Consider the following 15,856-nt stretch of genomic DNA (forward strand, 5'->3'; position numbering starts at 1 on the left):
GACGGTCTGATCTTCCTTGGCCCGCTCGCTCTCTCCCCGAGCCAGGCCGGGGAGGCAAAGCCCGCGTGGCCGGCGGGCCTCAGCAGAAGCCAAGCGGAGAGAGACAGGAGTTCACCCCATGGGTTTCAAGATAGCCGTTGCCGGCGCCACCGGAAATGTCGGCCGGGAAATGCTCAACATTCTTGAGGAGCGCGGCTTTCCCGCCGACGAGGTGGTGCCGCTTGCCTCGCGCCGCTCCGTCGGCACGGAGGTCTCCTATGGCGACAGGACGCTGAAGGTGAAGGCGCTCGACACCTATGACTTCTCCGACACGGATCTCTGCCTGATGTCGGCGGGCGGCTCCATCTCCAAGGAGTTCGCGCCGAAGATCGGCGCTCAGGGCTGTGTGGTCATCGACAATTCCTCCGCCTGGCGCTACGACCAGGACGTTCCCCTGATCGTGCCGGAGGTCAACCCCGATGCGGTGGAAGGCTTTTCCCGCAAGAACATCATCGCCAATCCCAACTGCTCCACCGCGCAGCTCGTGGTGGCGCTGAAGCCGCTGCACGACAAGGCGCGCATCAAGCGCGTGGTCGTTTCCACCTATCAGTCGGTCTCCGGCGCCGGCAAGGAGGGCATGGACGAGCTTTTCGAACAGACGCGCGCCGTCTTCGTGGCCGATCCGATCTCCAACAGGAAGTTCACCAAGCGCATCGCCTTCAACTGCATTCCCCACATCGACGTCTTCATGGAGGACGGATACACCAAGGAGGAATGGAAGATGGTGGCCGAAACCAAGAAGATGCTCGACCCGAAGATCAAGCTCACGGCCACCTGCGTGCGCGTGCCGGTCTTTATCGGGCATTCGGAGGCGGTCAACCTGGAGTTCGAGCAGCCGATCTCGGCCGAGGAGGCGCGCGACATCCTGCGCGAGGCGCCGGGTTGCCTGGTCGTCGACAAGCACGAGGATGGCGGCTACGTCACGCCCTACGAGAGCGCCGGCGAGGACGCCACCTACATCAGCCGCATCCGCGAGGATCCGACCGTGGAGAACGGGCTCGCCATGTGGGTGGTCTCCGACAATCTGCGCAAGGGCGCTGCCCTCAACACGGTGCAGATTGCCGAGCTGCTCGTGGCGCGCGGCCTCATCACCCCGAGGAAGCAGGCGGCCTGAGGCGCGCCTGCCTTGCACCGGCAGGCCCCGCGGCCTCGTTTGAAAAGCAAAGCCCGGCAGGGAGGCAAGCCATGGCTGAGGAGGCGCTCGTCGTCGTCGATGTCCAGAACGATTTCTGCCCCGGCGGCGCCCTTGCCGTCGAGGCAGGCGACGAGGTGGTGCCGGTCATCAACCGCCTCATCCAGCGCTTCGATCATGTGATCCTGACGCAGGATTGGCATCCTGCCGGGCATTCCAGCTTCGCCTCCTCGCATCCCGGCAGAAGGCCCTTCGAGACAGTCGAAATGCCCTACGGCCCGCAGACGCTCTGGCCGGACCATTGCGTGCAGGGCACGCCGGGCGCGGCCTTCCATGCGCAGCTCGAATGGACGCGCGCCGAGCTGGTCATCCGCAAGGGGTTCCGCAGGGCGATCGACAGCTACTCGGCCTTTTTCGAGAACGATCATCGGACTCCCACGGGCCTCACCGGCTATCTGCGCGAGCGCGGCATCGCGAAGGTGACGCTGGCCGGCCTCGCCACGGATTTCTGTGTCGGCTTCTCGGCGCTCGATGCGCGCCGCCAGGGCTTCGAGGCGACGGTCGTGCTGGAGGGCTGCCGGGGGATCGACATCGACGGTTCCCTGGATGCGATGATGCAGCGGATGCGCGAGGCCGGCGTGGTGCTGGCATAGGGCGCCGGCGCGCGGGCCGTACCCGACGATTGACTGGGGAGGAAAAACGGGCAAAGTTTGCGCGTCCCGCGGCAGAAGCGGCGGGACGCTTTTTCCAGGCGGACGGGAGGAGGCTGCCTTTGCTGCGGCACGCTTGGATCGTCCGCGCTCCTTGACACCAACCAGCTTCGACCGAGGGGCGGTCTCTTGAAATATGCAATCGTAGGCACGGGCGCGCGGCATCAGATGTTCCGGCGCGCCATTACCGAAACCTATGGCCACCAGAACGCACTGGTGGGCCTGTGTGACACCAATGACAGGCGGCTGGCGCTTTCGGCCGCGGCCGTTCCCGACCAGCGGGGTAACGGCATCCCCACCTACAAGGCGCCGCAGTTCCTGCTGATGCTGGAGGAGCAGAAGCCAGACAAGGTGGTGGTGACGGTGCCGGACCATCTGCACCACGAATACATCGTTGCCGCCATGCGCGCAGGCTGCGACGTCATCACGGAAAAGCCCATGACGACGGATCTCGGCCGGCTGAAGGCCATCCTCGACGCGCAGGAGGAGACCGGCCGCTCGATCGCCGTCACCTTCAACTACCGCTACACGCCGGCGCGCACGCAGATCAAGGACATGCTGCAGGCGGGCGCCATCGGCACCGTCACCGCGGTCGATTTCAGCTGGCATCTGGACCGCGTTCACGGGGCCGACTATTTCCGACGCTGGCACCGCTACAAGGACAGGTCCGGTGGCCTTTTGGTGCACAAGTCGACTCACCATTTCGACCTGGTCAACTGGTGGCTCGATTCCTCCCCGCGAACGGTCAGCGCGCAGGGCAAGCGTGCCTTCTACCGGCCGCAGACGGCGCGGCATCTGGGCCTTGAGGACCGCGGTCCGCGCTGTCACGGCTGCCCGGCGGCGGCGCGCTGCGATTTCCGCCTCGATCTGGCCGCCGACGAGGCGCTCAAGGCGTTGTATCTGGAGGCGGAGGAGATCGACGGCTACTTCCGCGATCGTTGTGTCTTCGACGACGACATCACCATCGAAGACACGATGCAGGTGCAGGTGGGATATGAAAGCGGCGCATCGCTCAACTACACGCTGTGCGCCTACAGCCCCTGGGAGGGACTGGAGGTCCGCTTTCACGGCACCAAGGGGGAGATCGTTCACCGCCATGTGGAGGTTCACGGCGTCTTCGGCGGCAAGCGCGAAAGGCCATCCGAGGATGCCATCACCACCGTCCTCCATGAGGCCGGCAAGCCGCCGCAGAAGATCGAGGTGTGGACCGGTGAGGGCGACCATGGCGGCGCAGACCCCATCATGCTGGGTTACCTCTTCAGCCCCGACAGCATGGAGGAGGACCGCTACGGCCGCTCATCCACCCATGTGGATGGCGCCTGGTCGATCCTCACCGGCATCGCCGCCAACGCCTCCATCGCCAGCGGCGAGACCACCCATGTTGCCCGGATGTTGAGCGAGAGCGGAATCGCGCTGCCGCGGCGCTGAGGCCGCCTGCCCGCCCCTCGGAAGGGGGGCACAATGCGGCGCCGGGAATCGGCTATGCGGGCGAGGGGTTGTCGAGCTGGCCGCCAAGCCTCTCGCTCCAGCGCAGAAGCCTTGCGGACTCCAGGCGCTCGGCGACGAAGCGCGCGGCCTTGATCTCGGTTTCCGCACCTGCCGGATTGCCCTGTTCGACCAAGCGCTCGGCCAGCCGCAATCGCACCTCCGCGGCGTTGTAGGCAGCGCCCGCCCTGCTCCACAGATGGCGGGCGATCTCGAGTTGTTCGATGGCTGCCGCCAGAGTGCCCTCCTGCGCGAAAAGATCCGCCTTCGCCTCGGCGACGACGGCCCGTATCGATGGCGTCGTCCAGCGGCCGGGCTCGCTTTCGATCTCCCTGATGACGTTCCATGCCCGCGCGTCCATCCCGTTGCGCGCCGCGATGAGCGCCAGATGCGCAAGAAGCAGCCCCCGGCGCTGCAATGTGGGCCAGGCTCGGCCCACCATGGCGCGCTCCAGCCCCGACAGGGCGGCGGCGCCATTGCCCTTCTCGTGCTGCAGCAGCGCCAGTCCGGGCTGCGGGTCCCAGCCGACCGCACAGGCGCTCTCATAGGCGCGTTCCGCCTTGTCCAGTTCCCCCTTGATGCGGTGGATGTCGCCCAGCACGCGATAGGCGTCGCCGATCGCCCAGGGCGCATCGCAGGAGAGCGTCTCCAAGGCACCCGCGATGAGCTGCTCGGCCTGCGCAAGGGTTCCCTGGACGCCCAGGAGTTCGGCGCGGTGAAGCTGGCACGATCCCGTGAAATTGTGGATGCCGCAATCGCTGCACCACTTCTGATAGCCCAGCGTCCACTGGCTGGCGCGCTCCCAATCGCCGAAATTGCGGCACGCCCACAGGATGTTACAGTAGATCGTGCTGCCGGTGACCGGGTCCAGACCGCTCGAAAGCGCAAGGGCCGCGGCATGGTCCTGATCCTCAAGGCCGCTTTGCGTGTCTCCCAGGCACAGCTTGTAGAAGCCGCGATAGATGAGCCCCAGCGCCTCGATTTCCGCCTCGCCCAGGGAGCGGCCGATTTCATAGGCCTGGTTGCTGAGTGCCAGCGCGCGCTCGGGTTCGCCGTCCGCCGCGGCGAGGCGGGCCCCCATCCAGCACAGCAATCCGTATTCGCGGTTGTCGCGCTCCTCGCCGATCAGCTTCGCGGCACGGGCGTGCCATCCCCTGGCGGCCGCCGTTTCGTTGCGCTCCAGGTGGATTTTGGCGATGGAAAGTGCCGCCTTGGCCGCTGCCCGGTGGTTGCCGCCCATGTCATGGGCGATGGCCGAACGCCTCAGAATGTCGATGGCCATTTCCGGCGTGCCGGCACATTCGAGCGCCAGCGCCCATTGCTCCAGATCGGCCGCGTTCAACTGGTCCGCCAGATCTGCCTTCTCAAAGGCGGCCGCCGCTTCCGCCCAGCGGCGTTGGCGCATGAGGGAGCGCGCCAGCCCGGCAGGCCCGATCTTTTCATCCGCCGCTGCCGCGGTTTGGACAGGGGCATCCTCCCTCGCGTCGGTGACGGTTTCGCAGAAGCGGTATCCGATTTTCGGAAAGCTGCGGATGGCACCATCCATCCCGCCCTCGCGCAGGGCATTGCGGGCCAGGCTGACGAGGCGCTGCAGCGACGCCTCGGTAACGGTGACGCCCGGCCACAGGGCGGACATCAGCTCGTCCTTCGTGACGACGCGGTTGTGGTGGCGCAGAAGAAACGTCAGCAGATCGAACACGCGCGGCTGCATCGGCACTTCGACGCCCCGGCAATGGAGCGCGCGGCCCTCCTCGCTCAACTCGTAATCGCCAAAGCGAAACGACGCCATTCCTCCGCTCCTGACGGGAGTCCCATGCCTTCAGAATAAAAGCTCAGGAGAAGATCAGCAAACGATCAGCGCGCGATAAGGACTTCGCCTCGCCCCCGGCGCTACGTTCATCCTGCATCGCAACCGCCCTGCCGGTCGCTCCTTGAGCGGCCGCCGGCCCGGCGGTCTGCGACGAACCCCTCAGGAGGCAGCGATGGAACGGCCGCACACAGAGCATGAACCGATGACGATTTTTTCCGTGCGTCGCCGCCGCGCCTGGGTGGAGCCTTCGCAGCTGGAGGCCACGGCCGTCAAGTCCGAGCGCATCGCCAATGGGCAGATGCGCGGGCGGTTGCGCTGGATTCGCAGCTACATCCTGCAGGAGGCCGACGGCAGCCTGGGCAGCATATGCATCTACGAGGCGCACAGCGCCGAGGTGATCGCGCAGCATGCCCGCCTGGTCGGCATGCCGGCCGACGAGATCACGCCGATCCGCAACACCGTGATCGTTCAAGACGACCCGATCCGCCGTTCCAGGCCCGAGACGGATGCCTGGAGCACACGCAATCCAAACCGACAGGAAAGGACCGAACCATGACGAAAACCGCAACTTTACTATGCGCCGCGGCGATGGCCGCGCTGGCCTGCGGCGGCACGCTGGCCGACGAGGCGGCGCACCGGGAGATCGACACGGCGCGCCAGGCGGCCGCCCGCTACGCCGACATCGAGGTGGCGCTGGCGGAAGGCTTCGAGCAGCTCTTCGAGTGTACGGCCCACGAGAAACACGGCACCATGGGCGTGCACTTCATCCATCCGGGGCGGGCCGGAGACGGCAGGCTGGTCCTCGAGGAGCCCGAGGTCCTGATGTACGAGCCCCAGCCTGACGGCTCGATGCAGCTCGTCGGCGTCGAGTACATCGTCTTCGAGAAGGATTGGACGGGCCGGGATGCCCCACGGTTCCTCGGTCAGACGCTCAAGCGCAAGACGGCTGTCGGCAGGCACGAGGTCGATCCGTTCTACGAAGTCCATGTCTGGCACTGGCGGCACAACCCGCTCGGCATGTTCGCCGACTGGAATCCGTTCGTGAGCTGCGCGCACGAGCGCGGCTGACACACCCATCTGCCGCCGCAGGCGGCCGATGCCCGAGGGGCCTTCGGGCCCCTTCCAACCTTGAAACCGAAAGGAGAACCATGATGAAACGGTATGTCATCGAGCGCGACATTCCCGGCGTTGGAAGCCTCAATGCCGAGCAGCTCAAGGAGGCCGCACGGACCTCGAACGCGGCGCTGGCCAAGCTCAACGGCAAGGCCCAATGGGTGCAGTCCTTCGTGGCCGGCGACAAGACCTTCTGCGTCTATCTCGCCGAAAGCGAGGAGGCGGTGCACGAGCATGCGCGCGTCAGCGGCTTTCCCGCAAGCCGGATCACGGAGGTCAACGGCGTCATCGACCCGATGACCGCCATCTGAAGGGCGGCGCCCGCCGCGTCGCCGGCGGGCGCGCTGCCCGGCGCCAGAAAGCAGAGGAGGGCACAAGGATGAACGGCGATGAGAAAACAACCGTGCCGGCGCGCGCGGGGGGCGTGCGCTGGGCCGATCTGGCGACCGGCGATCCCGATCGTGCGGCGGCCTTCTACTGCGCGTTGTTCGGTTGGAAGGCCCACGAGCACCGGGCGAACGGAGGCACGCTGACCAAGCTTTGCCGTGGGACAGATCCCGTCGCCTCGATCTACCGGCTGAGCAAGATGCAGCTTCAACAGGGCATCCCGTCCCACTGGACGCCATATATGGGCGTTCCAGACCTGGAGGCGGCGGCCCGGCGGGCCGAAGCGCTCGGCGGCACCGTGCTGGTCGCACCCTTCGCCGTGGACGGCATGGCGCGCATCGCACTGATTCTCGATCCGGTCGGAGCGGCCATGGGGCTGTGGCAGGACGACGCCCCCCGATCCCGCGATTGAGAAACAGACATTCCGTCGCGTTTCCCGGCTTCCTTCGCCGCCCCGCCGATGCCCGCGTCTCGGGATGCGCTGGATCGCGACCGCAACCAGCAGCCTTGCCCGCCCGTTTTCGCAAGGCTGAAAAGCACGAGAAGCCTCAAGCAGAAGGCCACCAAGCGACTGATTTTCTTAGGATAACTGGAGCGGGCGAAGGGATTCGAACCCTCGACCCCAACCTTGGCAAGGTTGTGCTCTACCCCTGAGCTACACCCGCTCGTGCGGCAACGCCGCAAGCGGCGCTTATATGGCCGATGTGGCGGCCGATTGCAACAGGGAATTCGCGGTGTTTTCACATTCATCGGCGGCGGCGGGGCAAGGTGCCGTGCCGCCGCCGCTGCGGCGCTTGCAAAAGGGCCGCAGGAAAGCCTACATCGGCATGGCGCGAAACCGTTGGAAGCGAGGGGCCATGGCAACGTCGCCGGAAGAGGAACTGATGCGCTGTCTGGCGGAGCTCGGCATTGCGGTGACGATGCACCGCCACCCGCCGCTCTTCACGGTGGAGCAGTCGCGCCACCTGCGGGGGGAAATCCCCGGGGCGCACACCAAGAACCTGTTCCTGAAAGACAGGAAGGAGCGCTATTTCCTGGTGACGGCGGAGGAGGATGCCGAGCTGGACCTCAAGTCCATCCATCGCCTCATCGGGGCATCGGGCCGTGTCTCCTTCGGCAAGCCCGACATGCTGATGGCGCTGCTGGGTGTGGTCCCCGGCGCCGTCACCCCGTTCGGGGTGCTGAACGACCACGAGGGCAGGGTAACGATGGTTCTGGACGAGGCGCTGATGGACAGCGAGATCATCAATGCGCATCCTCTCCACAACGAGGCCACGGTTTCGCTGCGCAGGGACGACCTGCTGCGCTTTCTGGAGGCTACCGGGCACCCGCCGCTGATCTTGAAAGTTTCGCAATGATCGCCACATCACGCTCTCTGCCCATGCCCGCAAGGATGACGCCCGGGTGGCGTGCGGGCGGGCAGGAGCGCCAGGCATTGAGAAGGGGCAGAGGATGAACAATCACGACAATCCCTATGGCGGCGCCAGCGGCCCGATGACGGCCGGCGTCAGCTTCGGCGAGGCGGGGCCTGAGCGGGGGGCGGACGGGCTCATCAAGGACACCTCCACCGCCTCCTTCGCCGCCGACGTGATCCAGGAATCGCGCCGCCAGCCGGTGCTGGTGGACTTCTGGGCCCCATGGTGCGGCCCCTGCAAGCAGCTTGCCCCGGCGCTGGAGAAGGTGGTGCGCGAGGCGGGCGGCGGCGTGAAGCTGGTGAAGCTGAACATCGACGAACATCCGGCCATTCCCGGCCAGCTCGGCATTCAATCGATTCCCGCCGTCATCGCCTTCAAGGACGGGCAGCCTGTCGACGGCTTCATGGGAGCGGTGCCGGAGAGCCAGATCCGCGCCTTCGTCAAGCGGCTTTCGGGCGGCGGCAACCGCATCGAGGAGGCGCTGGCGGCAGCGGCGGAGATGCGCAAGGCCGGTGATGCCCAGCAGGCCGCGCAGCTCTATGCGGCCATCCTGCAGCAGGAGCCGGAGCATGTGGAGGCCCTGGCCGGGCTCGCCGATCTTCTCTTCGAGGCGGGGCAGGTGGAGGAGGCGCGCGCCACGCTGGAGCGCGTGCCGGAGGCCAAGCGGGAGGCCGCATCCGTCGCTGCGGTGCGCGCCAAGATGGCGCTGGCGGAGCAGGTGGCCGGGCTCGGCGACCCGGCGGAACTGGAACGGCGGCTCGAGGAAAACCCCGCCGACCACCAGGCACGTTTCGATCTGGCGCTCATCCGCAACGCCCAGGGAAGGCGCGAGGAAGCGGCCGATCACCTGCTTGCCATCGTCAGGGCAGATCGCGGCTGGAAGGAGGATGCGGCACGCACCAAGCTTCTGGAGCTGTTCGATGCCTGGGGCATGAGCGATCCGGCGACCCTGTCGGCGCGGCGCAGGCTTTCCTCGCTGCTGTTTTCCTGAGCCGGCCGCGGCATGACGGTGGCGAGGGGGCAGACAGGGGAGGCCGCTTCCAATGGCTGAGGGGGAGCGCCGAGCTTCCATCGAGCCGAAATTTCTGGAGCTTCTGGTCTGTCCGCTCACCAGAGGGCCTCTTACATGGGATGCGCAGCGCAGCGAGCTGGTGTCGAAGAAGGCGCGGCTTGCCTATCCGGTGCGCGATGGCATTCCCGTCATGCTGCCGTCGGAGGCGCGCCCGCTCGACATGGAGGAGAGCTGAGAAGCGGGGCGCTTCGTCCTCCGCCATGTGACTGCGCGCCTGCGCCGCTCTGCCCGGTGTCGGCGGCCGCTCGCACATGCCCGTCAATGAAAGTTCCGCCCCTTGGGCATGACGGTCGCGGCCTGCAGAGGAGATGAAAGCGCGGGCCTTGCCGGCGGCTGCTCCCCGGCGTGCCGGGCTTCCTGCGGCGGGCCGTTTTCGAGCAGGCTGTCGAGCCTGGCGCTCAAATCCTCGATCCTTTCGGCGATGAGGTGAACGACGCCCGAGGCGACCTGCAGGCGGCCGGTCACGCGCACGAAGCGGGCACCCAGAACCTGAGGGCGGAAGCGCTCGAAGATCTTCTTCCAGACCACGATATTGGCGATGCCGGTCTCGTCCTCCAGCGTCATGAAGATGACACCCTTGGCGGTGCCGGGGCGCTGGCGGACGAGCACCAGGCCGGCCACGGCGAGGCGGCGGCCATTGCCGATGTCTGCGAGGCGGGCATTTGCGATCGTGTCTTCCGCCGCGAGCCGGGCGCGCAGGAAAGAGACCGGGTGGGCGCGGAGCGACAGGCCCAGCCAGCGATAGTCGTGCACCACATGCGTGCCCGGCGGCATGGCGGGCAGCGGCATCCGCGGCTCCTTGCCGGCGGCGCTCGGGCCCGGCCCGTCGAAAAGCGGCATCCGCGCGGCAAGCTCGCCCTCGTCCAGCGCCTGCACGGCCCAAAGGGCGCTGCGCCTGTCAAGGCCGAGGGAGCGGAAGGCATCGGCCTCTGCCAGGCGGACGAGGACTCCCTTGCGCAGGCCGGAGCGCAACCAGACGTCGCGCACCGAAGCATAACCCCTGCCCCGGCCCCGCACGAGCTGCTCCATCTCCCCTTCCGACAACCCCTTGACCTGCCGAAAGCCGAGGCGCACGGCATGCCGCGTCCTGATCGAGCCGCGCATCGCGGCGTGCCGCTTCTGCACCCGCGCCGGATCAAAGGGCGCCTCCTCCAGCGTGCAGTCCCAGGCGGAATGGTTGACATCCACGGGGCGCACCTCGACACCGTGTTCGCGCGCATCGCGCACGAGCTGCGCCGGCGCATAGAAGCCCATGGGCTGGGCGTTGAGAAGCGCGGCGCAGAAGACGTCCGGGTAGAAGGCCTTGAACCAGGCCGAGGCATAGACAAGCAGCGCGAAGGAGGCGGCGTGGCTTTCGGGAAAGCCGTAATCGCCGAAGCCCTCGATCTGCTTGAAGCAGCGCTCGGCAAAGGCGCGCGGATAGCCGCGCGAGACCATGCCCTCGATCATCCTGCGGCGGTAGTTGTGGATGGTGCCCGTGCGCCGGAAGGTGGCCATGGCACGGCGAAGCTGATCGGCCTCGCCGGGGGTGAAGCCGCCGGCCTCGATGGCAATCTTCATCGCCTGTTCCTGGAACAATGGCACGCCGAGCGTCTTTTTCAGGATGGCCTCGAGCTCCGGGCGCACATATTCGGGTTTCTCCTGGCCGTTGCGCCGCCTGAGATAGGGGTGCACCATGTCGCCCTGGATGGGGCCGGGCCGCACGATCGCCACCTCGATGACGAGATCGTAGAAGTGCTTCGGCTTCAGGCGCGGCAGCATCGACATCTGCGCGCGGGACTCGACCTGGAAGACGCCGATCGTGTCGGCGCGGGAAAGCATTGCGTAGACGGGCGCCTTCTCCTTCGGGATGGTGGCCAATGTCAGCTTCTCGCCGCCTTCGCGCAGATAATGTCTTTCGTGAAGATCGAAGGCGCGGCGCAGGCAGGACAGCATGCCGAGCGCCAGAACATCCACCTTGAGAAGGCCGACCGCGTCCAGATCGTCCTTGTCCCACTCCACCATCTTGCGTTCATCCATCGCTGTCTTGACGACCGGCACGATCTCGTCGAGCCGGTCCCTCGTGATGACGAAACCGCCGACATGCTGGGAGAGATGGCGCGGAAAGCCCATGATCTCGTTGGCACGCGCGAGCAGATGCCGGGTGCGCGGATCCGCGCTGTCGAGGCCGGCCGCCGCCGTCTCCCTCTCGCCCAGCCCAGCGCTCGACCAGCCCCAGATGGAACCCGAAAGCGCGCTCATCGTGTCCTGGGAAAGGCCCAGCGCCTTGGCCACCTCGCGCAGCGCCGAGCGGCCGCGATAGGAGACCACCGAGGCCGCGAGTGCGGTGTGCTTCTCGCTGTATTTCTCGTAGATATAGGCGATGACCTCCTCGCGCCGCTCGTGCTCGAAATCGACGTCGATGTCCGGCGGCTCGTCACGCTCGACGGAGATGAAGCGCTCGAGCAGATGGTCCATGATGTCGGGGCCGACATCGGTGATGCCGAGACAATAGCAGATGAGGGAATTGGCCGCCGAGCCCCGCCCCTGGCACAGGATGCCGCGCGAGCGGGCGAAGCGCATGATGTCGTGGACGGTGAGGAAGTAGCGCGCATAGTTCTTCTCCGCCACCAGCGCCAGCTCCTTGCGCAGGAGGCTTGCCACCTTGTCGGGAATGCCGTCCGCAAAGCGCTTTTCCGCCCCCTTCCAGGTCAGCCGTTCCAGCTCCTCCTGGGCGGGAAGGCCGGATTCCGTAGGCTCGTCGGGATAGTTGTGCTCAAGTTCCCCGAGCGAGAAGGAAAGGCTTTCGGCAAAACGGATCGTCTCGTCGAGCGCCTGCGGACAATGGTGGAAGAGGCGCGCCATCTCCCGCGCCGGTTTCAGGTGGCGCTCGGCATTGGCATGCAGGGCAAAGCCTGCCTCGGCGACGGGCACATTGAGCCGGATCGCGGTGAGCACATCCTGCAGGGGGCGCCGCGCTGCCACATGGTAGAGCACATCGTTGACCGCCATCAGCGGCGTGCCCGCCGCCTCCGCCATGCATGCAGCCTGCGCCAGCCGGAACCGGTCGTTGCCGCCATGGGAAGGCGCGACGGCAAGCCGGACGGCATCGCCGAACCGCACCTTCAGGCGCTTCACGAAGGCAAGGTCTTCCTGCGCGCCCGCTTCGAGCCGGGGAAGGACGGCAAGGGAAAGCCTGTCCCCCCACGCGAAGAGATCTTCCGCCAGGACGAGCGGCGCCCCCTTGGCGCTTTCCTCGCGCAGATTGGCCTGCGTCAGCAGGCGGCAGAGATGCGCCCAGCCCTGCCGGTCCTGCGGATAGGCGAGCACATCCGGCGTGCCGTCGCCAAAGACGAGCCGGCAGCCGGGGTGATAGGCGATCCGGGTGGGCGCGGCATCCTCCTCCAGCCTGATGCATCTGGACTGGCTCCAGGCGCGCACGACGCCTGCCACCGTGTTGCGATCGGCAAGACCGATGGCCGCATGGCCGAGCCGCCTTGCCTCGACCACCAGCTCCTCGGGATGGGCGGCCCCGCGCAGGAAGGAGAAATTCGACTGCACGGCGAATTCGGCATAGGCGAGAGGCGCGCTCATGCGAAGATTCCATGCATGAACCAGCGCGGAGCCTCTGCCACCGCCCCGTAAAGGCCCTGGCGGAAGAGCCAGAAACGCCGGCCTTCGGCATCCTCGATGCGGAAATAGTCGCGCTCGGGCGCGTCTTCCATCTCGCGCCACCATTCCGGCGCCAGGCGCTCCGGGCCTTCTGCGCGCGCCACATGATATGTGGCGCGCCGCCAGCGGAAACGCAGCGGTGGCCCCTCCGGCACCTCGGCGGCCACAACGTCCACCGGCTCGGGGCGGGCAAAGAGGCGGATCGGCCGTTCCCCGCCGGCCGGGCCTTGTGCCGGCTTTTTCTGCTGGCCGGCGGCGAAGGGGACCATGCGCACGGCGCGTTCGGGGACATGGCTTTCCACGGGCACGGGCCGTCGCAGCGCCGTCTCGCCGAGCCGGGCGGCGAGGCGATCGGCGAAAAGGGCAAGCGCTGCCTCCGCCTCTCTGCTCTCGCCGGCCAGATCCGTCTGGACAATGGCGAAGGGAGAGGCTTCGAGCACGGAAAGCCGCACCAGCTCGAAGCCGTATCCGGTATCGAGCTCCTCCCCGGTGGCTGCAAGCTTCTCGCGGAACAGCCTGCGGATTGCAGCCGGGTCGCGCACGGGACGTGCGGTGCGCACCACGAGCCTGTGCACCGCGCCATCGACCCGGAAAAGGGAAAGCTGCAGCGCGTCGGCCCCCTCGCCGCGGCGCTCCAGTTCCTGGCGCAGGGTGAGGGCGAGCCGATGGGAAAGAGCCTCGATCTCCTCGACCTGCATTATCGGCTCGGCCAGTTGCCGCTCCACCGAAAGAGGGGGGGCAGGCCGGCGCGGGCAGATGGCTTCCTCGGCCTGCCCCAGCGCCTGGTCCAGCCGCCGCACGAGCCCGGCCCCGAAGCGCCGCACCAGGGGCGCGCGCGGTGCATCCAGGATGGCGCCCACCGTATGGAGACCGACGCCTTGCAGGCCGGCGCGGGCCCGCGCGTCGATGCGCAGGGCGGACAGGGGGAGAGGGGCAAGCGCCTGCCGCTCCGCACCGGGTGGAACGATCGCCGGGCCTGAAAAACGCGCCACGGCCCAGGCAGCCCCAGGGCAGGAGGCAAGCCCCGCCCGCGCATCGAAGCCCTGGGACAGGAGGCGTGACAGGATGTCCCGCATCATCGCCTGCTCGCCGCCGAAGAGGTGGGCGCAGCCGGTGATGTCGAGAAACAGGCCGTCGGCCCCGTCGAGGGCGACAAGCGGCGTGTAGCGGTCGCACCACTCGGCAATCTCCTCCAGCAGGCGGCGGTCGGCCTGCGGGTCTGCCTCGACGATGGCGAGCGAGGGATGCATGGCCCGCGCATCGGCCAGGCCGAGGCCGGGCCTCAACCCCAGCGCTTCAGCCCGTTCGTCGAGGGCGGCGATGCGCTGAGCGCCCTTCTCGCGGTGGCTGACCGCCAGGGGCGGATGGCACGCTGGCGCGCCGCAACGCCACGACCGCCCCACCCGCCTGCGCAGGATGCGGTCGGTGGCCAGATGCGGGAACCACAGCGCGAGCACGCGCCGGGCGGACTTCACGGAGGCTGAGGGCATCGGGGTTCCACTCCACAACGAAACTTTCCTGCAGGCCGGCACGGCTTTTTCCGATGGCGACGGCGAAGGCGGGATGACCGATCGTCCCCTCCAGGGGGGCGGCAAGGGTTGCGCGTGGCGCGGCCGGGGCAGCGCCCACCTCAAGGCGCAGCGGCGCCGCCGTCGGCTCCGCCAGTGCCCATTCGCGCAGCAGAAGGACGGGGCGCCCCGCCTCCTGCGCGCGCCGGTGGAGCCGGCGGGTGGCCGTCAGGTCGAGACGTGCGGGATTGCCCCGCACTTCCAGGATGACGGCGCAAAGCTCGTCCACCCGCGCCGCCTCCTCCGCCGCCCACAGCGCATCGGCGAGGTGCCGGGCGGCGCAGAACAGGAAGGCATCCGCCTCCACCCCGAAAAGCCTTTCCAGACCAGGCGCGTAGGGATTTCCCGCCTCGCGGAAAAGGTCTCTCCCGCCGATCCAGAGCAGCGGACGCCGCCGCCCGCTTTCCTCCTTGCGGACAAGGGCGGCCAGGGCGAGGGCAAAGCCCGCCGCCGCGCCCGCATCGCGGGTCTGCCGGCCGTGGATCTCGATGAGCGCGGCCAGCGGCACGCCGCCGCCCAGCGCGGCGTCGAACCTGGCGACGCCCGTCTCCAGAACGCCGGCGGCAGCGGCCCGGCGGGCGGCCATGCCGCCGTGACGCAGCACGTCGCTGCCTTGCCCGCCCGGCATGGCGAGCGGCTCGGGCAGCGTGCCCTCGATCCTGGCGATTTCCCGGCGCAGGGCGCAAATGGTCTCCCGCGCCATGGCAGTGCGTGCCATGCCGTTCACTCCGGCCCATCATTTGTTCTCTATATGTTCTTATCGATTCCAGAGCTTTCCCCGCGAGTCAAGGGGATTTCGCCCCTTGCTGCAGGCGGCGCTTCTGCACCCTCAGTAGCCGCGGTTGAGCTGGTTGACGCGCCGGTAATCGATCTTGAAGACGCTGGGGTCGAAGGTGACGCCCTGCTGCACATTGTAGATCATCACCGTGGTGTCCCGCCCCTGGGCGTCGGTGATCGTCCATTGGCGCAGCGCGTAGGATTCGGCGTCGAACATCATGGTGATGGTGGAGCTGCCGAAAGCCCGGCGGTCGGCCAGCCGGATGGTGGCCAGCTCCTCGTCCTCTTCGACACTCTGCACCTTGTCGCCCGACAGGTCGATGCGTCTGTCGAGCAGCAGCTTCAGCGGCGTTTGCGACAGCGGATAGACGTCCGCCGTGTTCATCTTCTTGTTCCACACCACGACGGAGGTGCCGTCGGAGATGACGCGAAAGCCGGATGAGCCCTCATAGTCGAAGCGCAGCTTGCCGGGCCGCTCGATATAGAACTTGCCGCCCGTCTGTTCGCCACGCGGGCCGAACTGCACGAAGTCGCCGGTCATGGTGCGCACGCGGGAGAAGTGATCGGCGATGCGCTGGGCGGTGTCGGCCGCCGCCTGCCCGGTGCCGGCGGCCAGCGCTGCGAGCACGAGAAAGGCGGGGAGGATCAGGGTGAGGCTTCGCCTGGCGAATGCGGCCATGCTGTCCAATGCTCCGAA

At 67.5% G+C, this 15,856-nt stretch carries 15 protein-coding genes and 1 tRNA gene; 10 read left to right on the forward strand and 6 right to left on the reverse strand.

Features of this window, described 5'->3' with window-relative positions; genetic code table 11:
• Positions 1–118: 118 nt before the first annotated feature.
• The 3 genes from NYR58_RS12850 to NYR58_RS12860 all read left to right on the forward strand — a co-directional run bounded on the left by NYR58_RS12850 (position 119) and on the right by NYR58_RS12860 (position 3,309).
• Entirely contained in the window at positions 119–1,153 is a 1,035-nt protein-coding gene (locus tag NYR58_RS12850) for an aspartate-semialdehyde dehydrogenase (protein WP_261521260.1), read from the forward strand.
• Between the two features lie 71 nt (positions 1,154–1,224).
• Positions 1,225–1,824: a bifunctional nicotinamidase/pyrazinamidase gene (gene pncA, locus NYR58_RS12855; RefSeq protein ID WP_261521261.1), complete on the forward strand. Its 600-nt coding sequence runs from the start codon at positions 1,225–1,227 to the stop codon at positions 1,822–1,824.
• Positions 1,825–2,010: 186 nt separating this feature from the next.
• Positions 2,011–3,309, forward strand: coding sequence for a Gfo/Idh/MocA family protein (locus NYR58_RS12860; RefSeq protein WP_261521262.1), 1,299 nt, complete (start codon positions 2,011–2,013; stop codon positions 3,307–3,309).
• 52 nt (positions 3,310–3,361) lie between these two features.
• Here NYR58_RS12860 and NYR58_RS12865 read toward each other — a convergent pair whose 3' ends face one another.
• A complete protein-coding gene (locus NYR58_RS12865) occupies positions 3,362–5,155 on the reverse strand; it encodes a winged helix-turn-helix domain-containing protein (protein WP_261521263.1) in 1,794 nt (597 codons plus the stop codon).
• Positions 5,156–5,378: 223 nt separating this feature from the next.
• Between NYR58_RS12865 and NYR58_RS12870 the strand changes: the two genes are divergently transcribed.
• The 4 genes from NYR58_RS12870 to NYR58_RS12885 all read left to right on the forward strand — a co-directional run bounded on the left by NYR58_RS12870 (position 5,379) and on the right by NYR58_RS12885 (position 7,088).
• The gene (locus tag NYR58_RS12870) at positions 5,379–5,732 is read left to right on the forward strand and encodes a DUF4242 domain-containing protein (RefSeq protein ID WP_261521264.1); all 354 of its coding nucleotides are present in this window, start codon (positions 5,379–5,381) and stop codon (positions 5,730–5,732) included.
• Positions 5,729–6,244, forward strand: a complete 516-nt coding sequence (locus NYR58_RS12875; RefSeq protein WP_261521265.1) for a hypothetical protein — start codon at positions 5,729–5,731, stop codon at positions 6,242–6,244. Before NYR58_RS12870 ends, NYR58_RS12875 begins: the two co-directional genes overlap by 4 nt.
• An 83-nt stretch (positions 6,245–6,327) precedes the next feature.
• On the forward strand, positions 6,328–6,600 hold the full coding sequence (locus NYR58_RS12880; protein ID WP_261521266.1) for a DUF4242 domain-containing protein: 273 nt from the start codon (positions 6,328–6,330) through the stop codon (positions 6,598–6,600).
• Positions 6,601–6,668: 68 nt separating this feature from the next.
• Positions 6,669–7,088 (forward strand): VOC family protein, encoded by a 420-nt coding sequence (locus NYR58_RS12885; protein ID WP_261521267.1) that lies wholly within the window; start codon positions 6,669–6,671, stop codon positions 7,086–7,088.
• Positions 7,089–7,266: 178 nt separating this feature from the next.
• Here the strand turns inward: NYR58_RS12885 and NYR58_RS12890 are convergent.
• Positions 7,267–7,341: transfer RNA gene (locus tag NYR58_RS12890), tRNA-Gly, on the reverse strand.
• A gap of 192 nt (positions 7,342–7,533) precedes the next feature.
• Here NYR58_RS12890 and NYR58_RS12895 point away from each other — a divergent pair.
• From NYR58_RS12895 to NYR58_RS12905, 3 genes are all read left to right on the forward strand, one after another.
• Entirely contained in the window at positions 7,534–8,034 is a 501-nt protein-coding gene (locus NYR58_RS12895; RefSeq protein ID WP_261521268.1) for a prolyl-tRNA synthetase associated domain-containing protein, read from the forward strand.
• Positions 8,035–8,128: 94 nt separating this feature from the next.
• On the forward strand, positions 8,129–9,082 hold the full coding sequence (trxA, locus tag NYR58_RS12900) for a thioredoxin (RefSeq protein ID WP_378074623.1): 954 nt from the start codon (positions 8,129–8,131) through the stop codon (positions 9,080–9,082).
• 52 nt (positions 9,083–9,134) lie between these two features.
• Positions 9,135–9,338, forward strand: a complete 204-nt coding sequence (locus tag NYR58_RS12905; protein ID WP_261521269.1) for a Trm112 family protein — start codon at positions 9,135–9,137, stop codon at positions 9,336–9,338.
• 83 nt (positions 9,339–9,421) lie between these two features.
• Here the strand turns inward: NYR58_RS12905 and NYR58_RS12910 are convergent, their stop codons facing one another.
• The 4 genes from NYR58_RS12910 to NYR58_RS12925 form a co-directional block, all read right to left on the reverse strand.
• Positions 9,422–12,736 (reverse strand): error-prone DNA polymerase, encoded by a 3,315-nt coding sequence (locus tag NYR58_RS12910; RefSeq protein ID WP_261521270.1) that lies wholly within the window; start codon positions 12,734–12,736, stop codon positions 9,422–9,424.
• The gene (locus tag NYR58_RS12915) at positions 12,733–14,217 is read right to left on the reverse strand and encodes a Y-family DNA polymerase (RefSeq protein WP_261521343.1); all 1,485 of its coding nucleotides are present in this window, start codon (positions 14,215–14,217) and stop codon (positions 12,733–12,735) included. The genes NYR58_RS12910 and NYR58_RS12915 overlap by 4 nt, the downstream gene beginning before the upstream one ends.
• The gene (locus tag NYR58_RS12920; protein WP_261521271.1) at positions 14,111–15,100 is read right to left on the reverse strand and encodes an ImuA family protein; all 990 of its coding nucleotides are present in this window, start codon (positions 15,098–15,100) and stop codon (positions 14,111–14,113) included. Before NYR58_RS12920 ends, NYR58_RS12915 begins: the two co-directional genes overlap by 107 nt.
• A 111-nt stretch (positions 15,101–15,211) precedes the next feature.
• Entirely contained in the window at positions 15,212–15,838 is a 627-nt protein-coding gene (locus NYR58_RS12925) for an outer membrane lipoprotein carrier protein LolA (RefSeq protein ID WP_261521272.1), read from the reverse strand.
• Positions 15,839–15,856: the final 18 nt, after the last annotated feature.

The sequence above is a fragment of the Chelativorans intermedius genome, from assembly GCF_025398255.1.
GTDB classification, from domain to species: domain Bacteria; phylum Pseudomonadota; class Alphaproteobacteria; order Rhizobiales; family Rhizobiaceae; genus Chelativorans; species Chelativorans intermedius.

Bases quoted from the DNA above. Each gene is read 5' to 3' on its own strand.
- NYR58_RS12910 (WP_261521270.1), bottom strand. From the start codon at position 12,736: ATGAGCGCGCCTCTCGCCTATGCCGAATTCGCCGTGCAGTCGAATTTC.
- pncA (WP_261521261.1), top strand. From the start codon at position 1,225: ATGGCTGAGGAGGCGCTCGTCGTCGTCGATGTCCAGAACGATTTCTGC.
- NYR58_RS12880 (WP_261521266.1), top strand. From the start codon at position 6,328: ATGAAACGGTATGTCATCGAGCGCGACATTCCCGGCGTTGGAAGCCTC.
- NYR58_RS12885 (WP_261521267.1), top strand. From the start codon at position 6,669: ATGAACGGCGATGAGAAAACAACCGTGCCGGCGCGCGCGGGGGGCGTG.
- NYR58_RS12870 (WP_261521264.1), top strand. From the start codon at position 5,379: ATGACGATTTTTTCCGTGCGTCGCCGCCGCGCCTGGGTGGAGCCTTCG.
- NYR58_RS12925 (WP_261521272.1), bottom strand. From the start codon at position 15,838: ATGGCCGCATTCGCCAGGCGAAGCCTCACCCTGATCCTCCCCGCCTTT.
- NYR58_RS12895 (WP_261521268.1), top strand. From the start codon at position 7,534: ATGGCAACGTCGCCGGAAGAGGAACTGATGCGCTGTCTGGCGGAGCTC.
- NYR58_RS12875 (WP_261521265.1), top strand. From the start codon at position 5,729: ATGACGAAAACCGCAACTTTACTATGCGCCGCGGCGATGGCCGCGCTG.
- NYR58_RS12865 (WP_261521263.1), bottom strand. From the start codon at position 5,155: ATGGCGTCGTTTCGCTTTGGCGATTACGAGTTGAGCGAGGAGGGCCGC.
- NYR58_RS12905 (WP_261521269.1), top strand. From the start codon at position 9,135: ATGGCTGAGGGGGAGCGCCGAGCTTCCATCGAGCCGAAATTTCTGGAG.
- NYR58_RS12920 (WP_261521271.1), bottom strand. From the start codon at position 15,100: ATGGCACGCACTGCCATGGCGCGGGAGACCATTTGCGCCCTGCGCCGG.
- NYR58_RS12850 (WP_261521260.1), top strand. From the start codon at position 119: ATGGGTTTCAAGATAGCCGTTGCCGGCGCCACCGGAAATGTCGGCCGG.
- trxA (WP_378074623.1), top strand. From the start codon at position 8,129: ATGAACAATCACGACAATCCCTATGGCGGCGCCAGCGGCCCGATGACG.